The following is a 15,405-nucleotide window of genomic DNA, read 5'->3' on the forward strand; positions in this document are numbered from 1 at the left end:
CGGGTTCACCCACTATCGTTACATCACGCAATGTAACATTCAAAAATGAGCCAGATCGGAGACACCCGGATGAATGCTCGCACGTTGCCTTTCGGCCCGCCCGGCCATGACGGCCCGGACGAAACCATCGACATCGCCATCATCGGCACCGGCTTCGCCGGTCTCGGGATGGCCATTCGCCTGCGGCAGACCGGCGTGACCGACTTCGTCGTTCTCGAGAAGGCCGCGTCGGTCGGCGGCACGTGGCGCGACAACCATTACCCCGGGTGTGCGTGCGATGTGCAATCGCACGTCTATTCGTTCTCGTTCGCGCCGAACCCGCGCTGGACGCGCATGTTCGCGCCGCAGCCGGAGATCCGCGCGTATCTGGAAGATTGCGTGCAGCGCTTCGGCGTCGGCCCGCACCTGCGCCTGAACCACGAATTGCAGCGCGCGGAATACGACGAAGCCGCGCAACGCTGGCGCCTCACGTTCGCGAACGGCAAACGGCTGTCGGCGCGCGTGCTGGTGTCGGGGATGGGCGGGCTGTCGCGCGCCGCGCTGCCGGCGATTCCCGGTGTCGAGGACTTCAAGGGCCACGCGTTCCATTCGCAGCAGTGGGATCACGACTACGCGCTCGAAGGCAAGCGCGTCGCGGTGATCGGCACCGGCGCGAGCGCGATCCAGTTCGTGCCGCAGATTGCCCCGCGCGTGAAGGAACTCGCGCTGTTCCAGCGCACGCCGCCGTGGATCATGCCGAAGCCCGACCGCAACCTGACCGGCTTCGAGAAATGGCTGTTCCGCACGCTGCCGTTCACGCAGAAAGTCGTGCGCAGCGGCATCTACTGGATGCTCGAATCGCGCGTGCTCGGCTTCGCGATCCATCCGTCGCTGATGAAGAACGTGCAGAAGCTCGCGCTGCGCCATATCCGCAGGCAGATTCCCGATCCGGAACTGCGCAAGGCCGTCACGCCGAACTACACGCTCGGCTGCAAGCGCGTGCTGATCTCGAACGACTACTACCCGGCGCTGTCGCGCAAGAACGTCGACGTGATCACGACCGGCATCGACCATATCGAAGCCGACGCGGTCGTGACGACCGACGGCAAGCGTCATGAGGTCGACTGCCTGATCTACGGCACGGGCTTCCAGGTCGCCGATCCGTATCCGCGCGGCGCGATCATCGGCCGCGGCGGCCTCGACATCGTCGATGCCTGGCGCGACGGCGCGCACGCGTATCTCGGCACGACGCTGCCGGGCTACCCGAACTTCTTCATGATCGTCGGCCCGAACACCGGCCTCGGTCACAACTCGATGGTGTTCATGATCGAGTCGCAGATCGAATACATCCTCGGCGCGCTGAACGCGATGCGCCGCGAGCGCGCCGATGCGATCGAGGTGCGCCCGCTCGTCGAGGCGCAGTACAACAGCGAGTTGCAGGGCAAGCTGAAGAAGGCGATCTGGTCGACGGGCGGCTGCAAGAGCTGGTACCTCGATCCGCGCACCGGCAAGAACACGACCCTGTGGCCCGGCTTCACGTGGCGCTTCCGCCAGGCGACCGCGCACTTCTCGATCGCCGATTACCACGCGTATCGCTCGCCGAGCCACGACACGACCGCGCGGCCCGTCGCCGCGCCCGCCGCTTCGGCTTCCACTTCCGCCGAAGCGGCCTGAGTCAGACAAGGAGCCACCGACATGAGAGATTTCTCCAACAAGGTTGCCGCGATCACGGGCGCAGGCTCGGGCATGGGCCGCTCGCTCGCCGTTCAGCTCGCGCAGGCGGGCTGCCACGTGTCGCTCGCGGACAAGAACGGCGTCGGCCTCGCCGAAACCGAGCGGATCGTGCGGGCCATCGCACCGAACGTGCGCGTGTCGACGCGCGTGCTCGACGTCGGCGACCGCGACGCGATGTTCGCGTGGGCCGACGACACCGCGCAGGAACACGGCAAGGTCAACCTGATCTTCAACAACGCGGGCGTCGCGCTGTCGAGCACGATCGAAGGCATGGAGTACAGCGATCTCGAGTGGATCGTGAACATCAACTTCTGGGGCGTCGTGCATGGCACGAAGGCGTTCCTGCCGCACCTGAAGGCATCGGGCGACGGTCACGTGATCAACACGTCGAGCATCTTCGGGATCTTCTCGCAGCCGGGGATGAGCGGCTACAACGCGACCAAGTTCGCGGTGCGCGGCTTCACCGAATCGCTGCGGCAGGAACTCGACATGATGAAGTGCGGCGTGTCGGCCACCTGCGTGCATCCGGGCGGCATCCGCACCAACATCGCGCAATCGAGCCGCGTCGCGAAGAACATGGTCGGCTTCATCGTCGAGAGCGAGCAGCAAGGCAAGGACAGCTTCGAGAAGTTCTTCATCACGACCGCCGACGACGCCGCGCGCACGATCCTCGCCGGCGTGCGCAAGAACAAGCGCCGCGTGCTGATCGGCCGCGACGCGAAAGCGGCGGACTGGATGGCGCGTACGCTGCCGGCCGCATACCAGGCGCTCGTCGTGCTCGCGACGCGCCGCGAGGCCGCGAAGGCCCGCCGCGCGGCGTCGCGCTACGGCGCGCCGGCGGCCGCGCCGCTTCACGCCACCTACAACAACGCAGGCAATCAGGGAGGAGAACAATCATGACGACCCCGCACATGATGCCGGTACGGCGCGACATCCGTTTCGCGCTGCCGCCCGAACGCGCGAAGGACTGGCACGTCCAGGGCGTGCCCGTCACGCACTTCATGAACGCGCTGTCGCTGCTGTTCCCGGCCGGTGAGCGCTTCTTCATGGATTCGGTACGCAACTACCGCGACCGCATCGAGGATCCCGAACTGAAGAAGCAGGTGCTCGGCTTCATCGGCCAGGAAGCGATGCACACGCGCGAGCACATCGAGTACAACGACCTGCTGCAGTCGTCCGGCCTGCCCGCGCACAAGCTCGACAAGCGGCTGTGGGCGATCCTCGGCTTCTTCAAGAAGGTGCTGCCGCATTCGATGCAGCTCGCGATCACGATCGCGCTCGAACACTACACGGCGATCCTCGCGAACCAGCTGCTGTCGGGCCACGAACACCGGATCGACGGGTCGGTCGAAGGCTATCAGCAGATGTGGATGTGGCACGCGATGGAGGAAACCGAGCACAAGGCCGTGTCGTACGACGTATGGAACGCCGTGATGAAGCCGGGCCTCGGCAGCTACCTGCTGCGCACGGGCACGATGCTGACGACGACGGTGTTGTTCTGGGCGATCGTGTTCGACTTCCACGTTCGCCTGATGCTCGCGCACCGTCGCGAGCACGGCAGGTTCGGCGGCATGTGGCGCCTCGTCAAGTACCTGTACAGCCCGAAGCACGGCGTATTCCCGAGCATCGCGCGCGAATGGCTCGACTACTTCCGCCCCGGCTTCCATCCGTGGGACCACGACAACCATCAGTACCTGCAGGGGCTCGACACGCTGCTCGCGAACATCGACGCGACCAACGCGCGCCATGCCGCGCAGGCCGCCCCGCGCCGCGTGCCGCTGCATCCGGTTGCGCAGGCATGACGTCATGGCGCGCGCACACAAGATGCTGATCGTCCGCTCCGGCGACGTGAAGCTCGCCGTCTACGTCAGCGGACCGCGGCGCGCGCCGCCGCTGATCCTCGTGCACGGTTATCCCGACTCGGCGGCCGTGTGGGCGCCGGTCCGTGCGCGGCTCGCGAAGCGCTATCGCGTGATTGCGTACGACGTGCGGGGCGCAGGCGCATCCGATGCGCCGCGCCGCCGCGCGGACTACGCGCTCGCGCGGCTCGCGGAGGACCTGAAGGCGGTGGCCGATGCGACGTGCGGCGGCCGGCCGTTCCATCTGGTCGGTCACGACTGGGGATCGATCCAGTGCTGGGAGGCCGTGACCGATCCCGCGTTTCGTGGCCGGATCGCGTCGTACACGTCGATCTCGGGCCCGTGCCTCGACCACGTGTTCCGCGCGAAGATGCGGCTCAAGCAAAGCCTGAAGTCGTGGTACATCGCGTTCTTCCACCTGCCAGTCGTGCCGTCGCTGGTCTGGCGCCTCGGCGGCGCCGCGCTGTGGCCGCGCTGGCTGCAACTGACCGAGCGCGTGCGGCCGGAGCGCGATCCCGCGCAGTTGAAGAACGCGCTGAACGGGTTGCAGCTTTACCGCGCGAACTTCCTCGCGCGGGCGAGAAAGCCGCGCGAGCGATATGCGCAGGCGCCGGTGCAGATCCTCGTGCCGGTGCGCGACCGCTACGTGACGCCCGAGATGTCGGTCGACCTCGATCGCTGGCTCGGCGAGCACGTGCGCGAGGAAATCGACGGCGCGCACTGGATCGTGATGCGCAATCCGGAGCTGATCGCGGCGCGAATCGACCGGTTCGCGGCCGCGCATGAAAGGCCGGCGGTCGCGGCAGCACCGGCGGCAGCGACGCAAGCGGCGGCGGTTCAGCGCAATGCCGGCAGGCGCCTGAACAGCGTCTCGTAGTCGATCACGAGCCCGTCGGCGTCGATGTCCATTTCCGCCGTGAAGTTTCGGAAAATGCCTTCGTAGCGGTAGCGCCGGCCCGGCTCGATGCACGTATACGCCTGCTTGACCGGCGTCACCTTCAGGTCGGGCGTCGAAACGTATGCGACGTCGATCGGCCGCCGCTCGCCGCGCGCGAGACCGAGGCGGCCGATCGGCAGCGAATTCGTGAACGGCGTCGCCGCGATGTCGATGTCGACACAACCGTCCAGTTCCGGCAGCGCGCGGCCCGAACCGTCGCGCCAATGCCCGGCGCCGTCGCCCTGCAACGCCAGCGTGCCGCCGCCCATCACCTTGAGCACCGCGTACGTCACGCGCCAGCGGGAATCGCATTCGACGCGATACGCGAGCCCGTAGGCGCGGCCGTAGCGCTGGCCCACCACCGCGCTTTCGACGACGATGCCGCCGCCGCTCCGGTCGAATGTCAGATGTTCGACGCCGTCGCCCTCCAGCGACGCCCAACGCACCTCGCGCATGCTTTCGCCTCCCGATCGATTCGATGTCGTTCATCGTCGCACGAATTCCGCTCGGCGACGCAAACGGCCGCGAGAACCGGCCATTGCCACGAACCCGCCCACCGACACCGGCAATGTGTCGCGACACCGCCAATGCAGTCCCCGCCATCGCCATTCCCCAATTCGGGGCATCCACCACAAATCCTGACTATCCAGAATTCCCTATTCCGGTGCACGGAATTGTGTCCTATGCTCGCGGCTCCTCCTGTCCCACCGCCGCCATGCCTGTCGCCCGCCCTGCCTCGCCGTCGATCGACCTGCGCACCCTGCTGCGCGGCGTCGGGCAAATCGTGCTGCAGCCGAATGCAGCCACCGGCGCGCTGCTGCTCGCCGCGCTGGCGATCACCGACCTGCGGCTTGCGTCCGCGGCGCTGGTCGGCTCGGCCGCCGCCAGCATGGTCGCCGTGCTCACGGGCAGCGAGCCCCGCGACATCGAACAAGGGCTGCACGGCTTCAACGGCGCGCTCGCCGCGCTGATCGCCGTGCTGTTCGCGCCTTCGTCGCTCGCCGCCATCGCGCTCGTGCCGGTGGTCTCGATCGGCGCGGCGCTCGTGCAGCGCGCGATGCGTGTGCCGCTCGGCCGCTGGCGCCAGTGCCCGTATTCGAGCCCATGCCTCGTCGTCACCGCGCTGTGGCTGCCGTTTGTTGCTTCGCAGCATCCGAGCGACGCGACGACGACGGCTGCGCCGCTTGCGCTGCCTGCCGTCGCCGATGCGCTGTTGTCGGGCCTCGCACAGACCACCTTTGCGCAAGGCCCGTGGGCTGGCATGCTGATCGTCGCCGGCCTCGCCGTCGCGTCGCGCCGCGCGGCCGCATTCGCGCTCGGCGGCGCGATCGTGTCGACCGTGCTGCTCGTCGCGTCCGGCGCGAACGGCACGTCGTTCGCGGATGGCCTGCTCGGCTTCAACGGCGCGCTTGCCGCGCTCGCGCTGATGCCGCGCGGGCCGCGCGCGGCGTTCGCCGCCGCCGCACTCGCCGCGCTGATCCAGTGGCTCGCGACGCGCGCGGGCCTGCCTGCGTTCACGGCCCCGTTCGCTGTCGCGTCGTGGATCACGGTGATCGTCGCGCGCCGCTTCACCCTCGGAGAACCCGATGTCGTCATTCGCACACCGTCCTGACACCGTGAAGCCCGGCGGGCCGATCTCGGACGCCGAGCACCGGTTGCGTGTCGATCTCGCCGCCGCCTATCGCCTCGTCGCGCTGAACGGCTGGGACGACCTGATCTACACCCATCTGTCCGCGACGGTGCCGGGCGAACCCGGGCATTTCCTGATCAACCCGTTCGGCCTTGCGTTCGACGAGGTTCGCGCATCGAATCTCGTGAAGATCGACCTGGCCGGCAACCGGATCGGCGACGGCGAGCACGCGGTCAACGTGACCGGCTTCGCGCTCCACGCCGCCGTGCATGCGGCACGGCCGGACGCCGTCTGCGTGATGCATCTGCACAATACGGCCGGCATCGCCGTGTCGATCCAGCGCGACGGGCTGCTGCCCGCGTCGCAGCACGCGCTGCGGTTTCACGGCGATCTCGCGTATCACGACTACGAGGCGCTCGCGTTCTCGCCGGCCGAAGGCGCGCGGCTGACCGCCAGCCTCGGCGCGAAATCCGCGATGCTGTTGCGCAACCACGGCACGCTGACGGTCGGCCGGACCGTCGCCGAGGCGTATGTCTTGATGGATACGCTGATCAAGGCCTGCGACATCCAGATCCGTGCGCAGGCAGGCGGCGGGCCGCTCGTGTTGCCGGAACCGGCCGTCGCCGCGCGCACCGCGGCGCAGTTGCGCGACGGCGGCGCGATCGAGGGCGAACTGGAATGGCCGGCGCTGCTGCGCCGCCTCGACCGGATCGACCCGTCGTATCGCGACTGAACGCCCGCCCTCGCCACTCTCCCGACGAATCATCCAACCCACCATCGGAGTATCCAGTCATGCCGACTTTCAATATTCAGTTGTTCGAAGGCCGCACGGTCGAGCAGAAGCGTGCGTTCGTCGAGGCGATCACGCGCGTCACGTGCGAGACGCTCGGGTGCGACCCGGGCTCGGTCGACATCATCCTCGCCGACGTGAAGAAGGAAAACTGGGCGACGGCGGGCAAGCTGTGGAGCGACGAGCGTTGACCAGCGCCGCTCGATCTGCGGGTGTGTTGCGCTTGAACTCCCGCTAGTCGAATGCCTCCTTTTTCACGTCGAAAAAGGAGGCCTGCAATTCGCACATGTCGAATTCCGCCGCTATCTCGATATATTGGCGTTGACAATCAGTCTCGCGGCAATTAGCTTTTGTTGGCACATGCATCTTCCGATTTTCCGTATATCAATCTGCACAACCAATCAAATTCAATAAATCAGCATCCGAAACACTCCAGCCAGCCAATCGCCCCAGCGGCGCCGCCAGCAATGAAATCCGGCAATCAAGACCTTGCCGATCTTCAACCCATCATTGCAGGACAACGCCATGAAAATCACGACACTCAAAGGCTATTTTGCTGCGCTGCTGTTCTCATTGATTTCCTTCTCGAGCACCGGCTTCGGAAGCTCGTTGGCAATTGAATCCGTCAGACCAACTCCTTCGCTTGCCGTGCGGATATGGGAAGCGGTCGAAAACGGTACAGACTACAAAATCATCAAGGTATCCCAAGAACGTTTTCTAATCGCCTACGGAAACAAGAACAATATTTCAGGGTACATCGTCTACGATCAACGAAACGGTCCAACCGGCACCGAGTATATTCCGGGGACGTCGATTTCGTCCGACATCACGATCGGAATTCAGGAGACGAGCAGTCAATCGATCGGCGTGATGCTGAGCATCGACGGCGACACCACGAGCTTTGTCGCAAAGCCCTACCGATCTCGCCACAAGGTTCAAGAAGAGATCCGTCCGGGAAAGTGGTCCACGGTGGTTTCGGGTACCGCGATGCAACTCCAGATCGCCCCAAACCTCGTGGACGTTTCCATCGATATCGGCAAATGCCGGCTGACCGGAAAGATGAAATCTTCCAGTCGGGAGCATGTCTATCGCGTGACGACATCACCGGCAACGACGACTTGTCAGATGACAGGTCAGCAAGCAATTGACGCCGAGTTAGTATTTGCGGACGACCTGGCTGTCGTCTATACGACGAAACGAGAGTCAACGAACTTCATTTTCCTCGGTCCCGTGGCCAGTGCGCGCGCACTCGACACGACACCGGAACCCCGACACACGTCGGCCTGTGCGCAATGGCGAGCAATGTGCAGAGCAAAATGCTCGGCAATGACTTTGCCCACCGGCAACTTCGGATTCAAGTTCTGGAACTGCGTCAACAGCTGCAATGCGTTGGCGGGATGCTAAAAGGGCGAACAAGTGATCTCAGACAAGCAAATCGCAAGTGTTCTCAACGACATGATCTTGCAAATGGGCGCCGACCTCGATCGCTCCCTGCTGGAAGTCAAGGCATCGTGTCCGGAGTCGGAATTCGTCGCCTATCGCGAATTCGTATCGCAACTGCTGACCACGATGCTGATCGACTTCATGAATCCGCTCTACGCGCGACACCCCGAGCTGAAACCGCCGGACCTGGCCTGACGCCCCTTGCAACGCCGAACGCCGGCGTTGCAAGCGGCTTCCCTCCCTCGCTACGCGTTGTGCGCTCGCACATCGCGTTGTCACGCAATCGGCGCATATAATGCGGCACAGACGCAGCAGCCGATGGCCACCCGACGAGGAGACCGCCATGGAAGCGAAGAACGAGGAAGTCGTCGCACACCTGCTCTCCGATGTCGTCGAATTCGCGCGCGGGCGCCTGCCCGAAGCCACGTTCCGGATCGTCGAACCGTTCCTGCGTCATTACTACGATTTCGTCGACGCCGACGATCTGCAGAATCGCAGCATCGCCGACCTCTACGGCGCCGCGATGGCGCACTGGCAGACCGCCCAGAAATTCGTGCCCGGCAGCGAACGGCTGCGCGTCTACAACCCGATTCTCGAACAGCACGGCTGGCACTCGGATCACACGGTGATCGAGATCGTCAACGACGACATGCCGTTCCTGGTCGACTCGGTCACGATGGCCGTCAATCGCCTCGGACTCGCGCTGCACTCCGCACTGCACCCGGTGTTCCGTATCTGGCGCGGCGGCAACGGCGGAATCGAACGCGTCGATGCCGGTGGCGCGACGCCCGGCGACGGCCAGTCGCAGCTCGCGTCGTTCATTCATTTCGAAGTCGATCGCTGCGGCGACGCCGCGCTGCTCGACACACTGCGCGACGACATCGCACGCGTGCTCGGCGACGTGCGCGCATCGGTCGAGGACTGGCCGAAGATCGTCGACATCGCGCGCGCGACGATCAAGGACATGAAGGCCCGCGAATCCACCGCGGAAGACATCGAGGCGCGCGCGTTCCTCGAGTGGATGGTCGCCGATCACTTCACGTTCCTCGGCCAGCGCGACTACGCGCTCGTGTCGGACGGCACGGGCTTCGGCCTGCGAGGCGTCGAAGGCTCCGGCTGCGGCCTGCTGCGCGAATCGCTGCGCGCGCCCGGCGCGCCCGACGTGACACCGCTGCCGCCGGCCGCCGCCGAGATCATCACCGGCCCCTGGCCGATCTTCCTGACCAAGGCGAACTCGCGCGCGACCGTGCACCGGCCCGGCTATCTCGACTACGTCGGCGTCAAGCTCGTCGGCGCCGACGGCAAGGTGACCGGCGAACGCCGCTTCATCGGGCTGTACACGTCGACGGCTTATTTCGGTTCGTACAACGATATTCCGATCGTGCGCCGCAAATGCGCGAACATCGTGAAACGTGCGGGCTTCCTGCCGAAGGGGCATCTCGGCAAGTCGCTGGTGACGGTGCTCGAAACCTATCCGCGCGACGAACTGTTCCAGGCCGACGAAGACCAGCTCTACGACATCGCGCTCGGCATCCTGCGCCTGCAGGAACACCAGCGCACGCGCCTGTTCGTGCGGCGCGACCGCTTCGACCGCTTCGTGTCGTGCCTCGCGTTCGTGCCGCGCGACAAGTACAACACCGACCTGCGGCGACGCATCGCGAAGCTGCTCGTCGACGCGTACAACGGCGTGAACGTCGAGTTCACGCCGCTGCTGTCGGAATCGGCGATCGCGCGGATTCATTTCGTCGTCCATGCCGAACCGGGCACGATGCCCGACGTCGACACGCGCGAGCTCGAAACGCGGCTCGTGCAGGTCGCGCGCCGCTGGCAGGACGATCTCGCGGACGCGCTGCTCGACGCCTTCGGAGAAGAACAGGGCAACCGCCTGCTGCAGCGCTATGCGGACTCGTTCCCCGCCGGCTATCGCGACGACTACCCGGCGCGCACGGCCGTGCGCGACATCGAGTTGATCGAGCGCGTGAAGGAATCGGGCCAGCTCGCGATGAACCTGTACCGCCCGATCGAGGCCGACGCGCGCGCATTCCGCTTCAAGGTGTATCGCGCGGGCGACCCGATCGCGCTGTCGCGCAGCCTGCCGATGCTCGAGCATCTCGGCGTGCGCGTCGACGAGGAGCGGCCTTACCGGATCCAGACGCAGGACGGCGCGCATGCGTGGGTGCACGACTTCGGTCTCGAACTCGCGGACGATACCGAATTCGACATCGAGCGCGTGAAGGGTCTGTTCGAGGACGCGTTCGACCGGATCTGGAGCGGCCGGATCGAGAACGACGACTTCAACCGCCTGGTGTTGCGCGCGCATCTGAGCGCGCGCGAGGTCACGATCCTGCGCGCGTATGCGAAATACCTGCGGCAGGTCGGCTCGACGTTCAGCGACGCATACATCGAGCGCGCGCTGACGGGCAACCCGGCGATCGCACGGCAGCTCGTCGAACTGTTCCTGCTGCGGTTCGACCCGGCCACCGGCGGCACGCGCGACGTGCGGGTCGAACACCTGCTGAAGGCGATCGAGACGGCGCTCGACCAGGTGCCGAACCTCGACGAGGACCGGATCCTGCGCCAGTTCCTCGGCGTGATCAACGCGACCGTGCGCACCAACTATTTCCTGCACGACGCGAACGGCGAATCGAAGCCGTATCTGTCGTTCAAGTTCAATCCGGCGAAAGTACCGGGCCTGCCCGAACCGAAGCCGATGTTCGAGATCTGGGTGTATTCGCCGCGCGTCGAGGGCGTGCACCTGCGCGGCGGGCGCGTCGCGCGCGGCGGGCTGCGCTGGTCCGACCGTCGCGAGGATTTCCGCACCGAGGTGCTGGGGCTGATGAAGGCGCAGATGGTGAAGAACGTCGTAATCGTGCCGGTCGGCTCGAAAGGCGGCTTCGTCGTGAAGAACCCGCCGCCGCCGAGCGATCGCGAAGCGTGGCTGCGCGAAGGTGTCGCGTGCTACCAGACATTCCTGCGCGGCCTGCTCGACCTGACCGACAATCTCGCCGGCAATGCGATCGTGCCGCCGCCCGACGTGGTGCGGCACGACCCGGACGATCCGTATCTCGTCGTCGCGGCCGACAAGGGCACGGCCACGTTCTCCGATTACGCGAACGCGATCTCGCACGAATATGGCTTCTGGCTCGACGACGCGTTCGCATCCGGCGGCTCGGTCGGCTACGACCACAAGAAGATGGCGATCACCGCGCGCGGCGCCTGGGAGTCGGTGAAGCGGCACTTCCGCGAGATGGGCATCGACACGCAGACGACGGACTTCACGGTGGTCGGTGTCGGCGACATGTCGGGCGACGTGTTCGGCAACGGAATGCTGCTGTCGCCGCATATCCGCCTCATCGCGGCGTTCGATCACCGGCACGTGTTCCTCGACCCGAACCCCGATGCGGCGAAGAGTTTCGCGGAGCGCCAGCGGATGTTCGCGCTCGAACGCTCGAGCTGGGCCGACTACGACACATCCGTGATTTCGGCGGGCGGCGGCGTCTACCCGCGCACCGCGAAGACGATCCCGCTATCGCCGGCCGTGCAGGCCGCGCTCGGCATCGACGCACACGCACTGCCGCCGACCGAGTTGATCCGCGCGATCCTGCAGGCGCCGGTCGATCTGCTGTACAACGGCGGCATCGGCACCTACGTGAAGGCGACGCACGAAACGCACCAGCAGGTCGGCGATCGCGCGAACGACGCGGTACGCGTGAACGGCGCGGACCTGCGCTGCAAGGTGGTCGGCGAAGGCGGCAACCTCGGCTTCACGCAGTTCGGCCGCATCGAGTTCGCACAACGCGGCGGGCGCATCAACACCGATGCGATCGACAACTCGGCGGGCGTCGATTGTTCGGACCACGAAGTCAACATTAAGATCCTGCTCGGGCTCGTCGTCGGCGACGGCGAGATGACCGAGAAGCAGCGCAACGCGCTGCTCGCGGAAATGACCGATGAAGTCGGGCTGCTCGTGCTGCGCGACAACTACTATCAGACGCAGGCGCTGTCGATCGCCGGCCGCTACGGCGTCGAGCTGCTCGACGCCGAAGCGCGCCTGATGCGCTGGCTCGAACGCGCGGGCCGCCTCAATCGCGTGATCGAGTTCCTGCCCACCGACGACGAAATCGCCGAGCGGCAGGCCGCGAAACAGGGCCTCACGTCGCCGGAGCGCGCGGTGCTGCTCGCGTACAGCAAGATGTGGCTGTACGACGCGCTGCTCGAGTCCGACGTGCCCGAGGATCCGCTCGTCGCCGCGATGCTCGTCGACTATTTCCCGAAGCCGCTGCAACAGCGCTTCAGCGAACCGATGCATCGTCACCCGCTGCGCCGCGAGATCCTTGCGACGCACCTGACCAACGCGCTCGTCAACCGGGTCGGCTGCGCGTTCGTGCACCGGCTGATGGAGGAAACCGACGCGAAGCCGGGCGACATCGTGCGCGCCTGCATCATGGCGCGCGACGTGTTCGATCTCGATGCGGTATGGCGCGACATCGACGCGCTCGACAACCGCGTCGCCGACGACGTCCAGGCGCGCATGTTCGTCGACGTCGCGCGGCTCTTGGAGCGTGCGGCGCTATGGTTCCTGCGGCAGTTGCAGTCGGGCACGGCAGCCGATGGCGTCGCCGGCTTGATCGCGCGCTGCCGCGACGCGGTGCAGCGCATCGCGCCGCAGTTGCCGTCGCTGCTGCCGGCCGACGATCTGGCGGCGCTGTCCGAGCGACAGCGCGTGCTGGTCGAGGCCGGTGTCGACAGCGCGCTCGCGGTGCGCGTCGCGAGCGGCGAGATTTCCGCCGCGCTGCTCGACATCGCGGAAGTGGCCGCGACCGGCGAGCGCAGCCTCGAACTGGTCGCGGGTGTCTACTTCTCGCTCGGCACGCTGCTGAACTACGGTTGGATCGGCGAACGCGCGGCCACGCTGCCGACGCCGACGCACTGGGACATGCTGGCGCGCGCGGCCGCGCTCGCGGAAGTCGCGCGCCTCAAGCGCACGCTCGCCACCAGCGCGCTCGCGGAATCGGCCGACTCGACGGCGCCCGAGACGATCGTCCATGCGTGGCGCGAACGGCGCGAAGCGGCGCTGCAGCGCTACGAGCATCTGCTCGCCGACCTGCGCGCGTCGGGCGGCGCAAGCCTCGCGGTGCTGCTCGTGGTCGTGCGCGAGATGGCCGTGCTCGAACGGGCGTGACGGTCGCCGCGGATCGCGTCGGGATCACACCGTCGCGACCAGCAACTCCTCCGCGTTGCCCGGCGGGCGCAGGCCGTCCGTACGATCGGCGAAGTAGCGCCGTGCAAGCTCCTCGGCCGACACGTGCTCGGCCCGCGCGAAGCCTGCCTGCGTCGCGAGCGCGCGGATCTCCGCCGGCGTGAAGAAGCTGATGAACGGCGTGCCGCTCGCGCGCGCGCCTTTCGCGGCCATTTCGAGCCCCGGACGCACGTCCGGATCCGCGAGCTCGAGCGGCAGCAGGAACGTCATCGCGAACGTCGAACCCGGCGCGAGTGACGCGACTTCGCGCAATGCCGCCACGTTCGCATCGTGCGTCAGGTACATGCTGACGCCGGTGGACACGACGACCGCCGGCTTGGCCCGGTCGAAGCCCGCGCGCACGAGCGCGTCGCGCCAAGACTGCTTCGCCTCGAAATCGACCGGCACGAACCGCAGCCAGTCCGGCACGCCAAAGCCGAGCTCGGTCAGCCGGCGGCGCTTCCACGCCTGCGGCGCCGGCGGATCGACCTCGAAGACCGTCAGGCGCGACGCCATCTCGGGCCGGCGCTGCACGAAACTGTCGAGGCCCGCGCCGAGGATCACATACTGGCTCACGCCGCGCGCGGCCTGCTCGACGACGAGATCCTCGATGAAGCGCGCCCGCGCGACGATCGATGCGCGAAACGGCCGCGTGAAGTGCGGATCCATGTCGCCGCGCTGCTGCCAGCCGGGCGCCGGCGCGAGCAGGCGCAGGCCGACGTCGTCGGCGAGCACGTGCGGCGGCGCATCGAGTTCGACGTGCAGCGCGCGCCACAGCGCGACGCGCGCGGCGGTGCTGTCGGGGGCGTCCTGATGGAGATCGGTCATGATCGCGTCCTCACGCTGGCAAGTGTCAATCGGCACACCGGAACCGGCGGCGCGGCGGATGTCGTCACCCGGCCGCGCTGCCGCCCCCCCTGCTCGCCACGGGCCTATGCCGGATTCACCCGCGCTGCCACTCTCGCGAACAGCGCGTCGACATCGAAGCCAGCCATGTCGATGCCGATCGTGTCGCGCAGGCACGCGCCCCACGCGGCCGCGTCGTCGAAGGTGACGGTGCGCCCCGCGCCCGCCGCGTCGCGCAGCGTCAGCACGGTGTTGAACAGCGCCGCGCGGCCCTCCGGCAGCACGCGGCAAGCAATCAGGTCGTTCACGAAGATCGATTCGGGATACGTCGACGTGAACCAGTTCGCGGCTTCGTAATCGATCCACTCCGCGGGCTTCAGCGAAAAGCGGTAGGTCGTTTGCCAGCCGTCGGGAATCTCGAATTGCATGTCGAACTCGCCGTCGACCGGCGCACCGACGACGCGAAACGCGCCGTGCGGCGTCAGTTGCCGCTCACCCGGCACGAACCGCAGCGGCGCGGTCAGCGTCGCGCTGCCGAAGCCGATGTCCGCGAGCCACGTCGCGCCGTCGAGGTCGATGCGCAGCAGCATGTGCGTCTGCGCGGTGACGATCTCGGGCGGCCGCATCCAGCGCACGCGCGCGATCAGCGGCGTCACGCGAAAGCCGATCGTCGTGAGCGCCGTGTAGAAGAGCTTGTTGAGTTCGAAGCAGTAGCCGCCGCGACGATGTCCGACCACCTTGTCGACGATCGCGGGCAGATCGAGCGCGACGCGCGCGCCGGTCAGCGGATTGAGGTTTTCGAACGGAATCGCCTGCGGGTGCAGCAAATGCAGCCGGCGCAGCACGTCGAGCGTCGGCTCGGCCGGGCCGTCGTAGCCAATGCGGGCGAAGTAGCGCGGGAGGTCGAACGAGTCAGTCATGAACCGGCACCGGAAACGGAGGGACGTG

13 protein-coding genes are annotated in these 15,405 nt (G+C 66.7%); 10 read left to right on the forward strand and 3 right to left on the reverse strand.

Going from position 1 to position 15,405, the window contains the following annotated elements; all coding sequences use genetic code 11:
- Positions 1 to 69 precede the first annotated feature (69 nt).
- From WS51_RS06640 to WS51_RS06655, 4 genes are read left to right on the forward strand one after another with little or no spacing between them, the layout of a single operon-like run.
- The gene (locus WS51_RS06640; RefSeq protein ID WP_059545644.1) at positions 70 to 1,653 is read left to right on the forward strand and encodes a flavin-containing monooxygenase; all 1,584 of its coding nucleotides are present in this window, start codon (positions 70 to 72) and stop codon (positions 1,651 to 1,653) included.
- A gap of 21 nt (positions 1,654 to 1,674) precedes the next feature.
- Positions 1,675 to 2,613 (forward strand): SDR family NAD(P)-dependent oxidoreductase, encoded by a 939-nt coding sequence (locus tag WS51_RS06645; protein WP_059792800.1) that lies wholly within the window; start codon positions 1,675 to 1,677, stop codon positions 2,611 to 2,613.
- Complete coding sequence (locus tag WS51_RS06650; RefSeq protein WP_059507635.1) at positions 2,610 to 3,515, forward strand: metal-dependent hydrolase; 906 nt, start codon at positions 2,610 to 2,612, stop codon at positions 3,513 to 3,515. Before WS51_RS06645 ends, WS51_RS06650 begins: the two co-directional genes overlap by 4 nt.
- 4 nt (positions 3,516 to 3,519) lie before the next feature.
- A complete protein-coding gene (locus WS51_RS06655) occupies positions 3,520 to 4,449 on the forward strand; it encodes an alpha/beta fold hydrolase (RefSeq protein WP_069228827.1) in 930 nt (309 codons plus the stop codon).
- On the opposite strand, the gene WS51_RS06660 is transcribed toward WS51_RS06655, so the two are convergent.
- Entirely contained in the window at positions 4,410 to 4,964 is a 555-nt protein-coding gene (locus WS51_RS06660) for a putative glycolipid-binding domain-containing protein (RefSeq protein WP_059451094.1), read from the reverse strand. The genes WS51_RS06655 and WS51_RS06660 overlap by 40 nt on opposite strands.
- 260 nt (positions 4,965 to 5,224) lie before the next feature.
- Here WS51_RS06660 and WS51_RS06665 point away from each other — a divergent pair, with 260 nt between their 5' ends.
- From WS51_RS06665 to WS51_RS06690, 6 genes are all read left to right on the forward strand, one after another.
- Entirely contained in the window at positions 5,225 to 6,121 is an 897-nt protein-coding gene (locus WS51_RS06665; protein ID WP_069228828.1) for an urea transporter, read from the forward strand.
- Entirely contained in the window at positions 6,096 to 6,872 is a 777-nt protein-coding gene (locus WS51_RS06670) for a class II aldolase/adducin family protein (protein ID WP_069228829.1), read from the forward strand. The genes WS51_RS06665 and WS51_RS06670 overlap by 26 nt, the downstream gene beginning before the upstream one ends.
- 59 nt (positions 6,873 to 6,931) lie before the next feature.
- A complete protein-coding gene (locus WS51_RS06675; protein ID WP_014898956.1) occupies positions 6,932 to 7,120 on the forward strand; it encodes a 4-oxalocrotonate tautomerase in 189 nt (62 codons plus the stop codon).
- A 334-nt stretch (positions 7,121 to 7,454) separates the two neighbouring features.
- A complete protein-coding gene (locus tag WS51_RS06680) occupies positions 7,455 to 8,333 on the forward strand; it encodes a hypothetical protein (protein WP_155773567.1) in 879 nt (292 codons plus the stop codon).
- 12 nt (positions 8,334 to 8,345) lie between these two features.
- The gene (locus tag WS51_RS06685; protein WP_059507641.1) at positions 8,346 to 8,567 is read left to right on the forward strand and encodes a hypothetical protein; all 222 of its coding nucleotides are present in this window, start codon (positions 8,346 to 8,348) and stop codon (positions 8,565 to 8,567) included.
- 148 nt (positions 8,568 to 8,715) lie between these two features.
- A complete protein-coding gene (locus tag WS51_RS06690; RefSeq protein WP_069228831.1) occupies positions 8,716 to 13,554 on the forward strand; it encodes an NAD-glutamate dehydrogenase in 4,839 nt (1,612 codons plus the stop codon).
- 24 nt (positions 13,555 to 13,578) lie between these two features.
- Here WS51_RS06690 and WS51_RS06695 read toward each other — a convergent pair whose 3' ends face one another.
- On the reverse strand, positions 13,579 to 14,439 hold the full coding sequence (locus WS51_RS06695) for a class I SAM-dependent methyltransferase (protein ID WP_069228832.1): 861 nt from the start codon (positions 14,437 to 14,439) through the stop codon (positions 13,579 to 13,581).
- A 104-nt stretch (positions 14,440 to 14,543) separates the two neighbouring features.
- Complete coding sequence (locus WS51_RS06700) at positions 14,544 to 15,377, reverse strand: arylamine N-acetyltransferase family protein (protein ID WP_069228833.1); 834 nt, start codon at positions 15,375 to 15,377, stop codon at positions 14,544 to 14,546.
- Positions 15,378 to 15,405: the final 28 nt, after the last annotated feature.

The organism is Burkholderia territorii, from assembly GCF_001718335.1.
Lineage (GTDB): Bacteria > Pseudomonadota > Gammaproteobacteria > Burkholderiales > Burkholderiaceae > Burkholderia > Burkholderia territorii.

Coding starts and splice junctions, on each gene's coding strand:
- WS51_RS06640 (WP_059545644.1), top strand. CDS start 70: ATGAATGCTCGCACGTTGCCTTTCGGCCCGCCCGGCCATGACGGCCCG.
- WS51_RS06645 (WP_059792800.1), top strand. CDS start 1,675: ATGAGAGATTTCTCCAACAAGGTTGCCGCGATCACGGGCGCAGGCTCG.
- WS51_RS06650 (WP_059507635.1), top strand. CDS start 2,610: ATGACGACCCCGCACATGATGCCGGTACGGCGCGACATCCGTTTCGCG.
- WS51_RS06655 (WP_069228827.1), top strand. CDS start 3,520: ATGGCGCGCGCACACAAGATGCTGATCGTCCGCTCCGGCGACGTGAAG.
- WS51_RS06660 (WP_059451094.1), bottom strand. CDS start 4,964: ATGCGCGAGGTGCGTTGGGCGTCGCTGGAGGGCGACGGCGTCGAACAT.
- WS51_RS06665 (WP_069228828.1), top strand. CDS start 5,225: ATGCCTGTCGCCCGCCCTGCCTCGCCGTCGATCGACCTGCGCACCCTG.
- WS51_RS06670 (WP_069228829.1), top strand. CDS start 6,096: ATGTCGTCATTCGCACACCGTCCTGACACCGTGAAGCCCGGCGGGCCG.
- WS51_RS06675 (WP_014898956.1), top strand. CDS start 6,932: ATGCCGACTTTCAATATTCAGTTGTTCGAAGGCCGCACGGTCGAGCAG.
- WS51_RS06680 (WP_155773567.1), top strand. CDS start 7,455: ATGAAAATCACGACACTCAAAGGCTATTTTGCTGCGCTGCTGTTCTCA.
- WS51_RS06690 (WP_069228831.1), top strand. CDS start 8,716: ATGGAAGCGAAGAACGAGGAAGTCGTCGCACACCTGCTCTCCGATGTC.
- WS51_RS06695 (WP_069228832.1), bottom strand. CDS start 14,439: ATGACCGATCTCCATCAGGACGCCCCCGACAGCACCGCCGCGCGCGTC.
- WS51_RS06700 (WP_069228833.1), bottom strand. CDS start 15,377: ATGACTGACTCGTTCGACCTCCCGCGCTACTTCGCCCGCATTGGCTAC.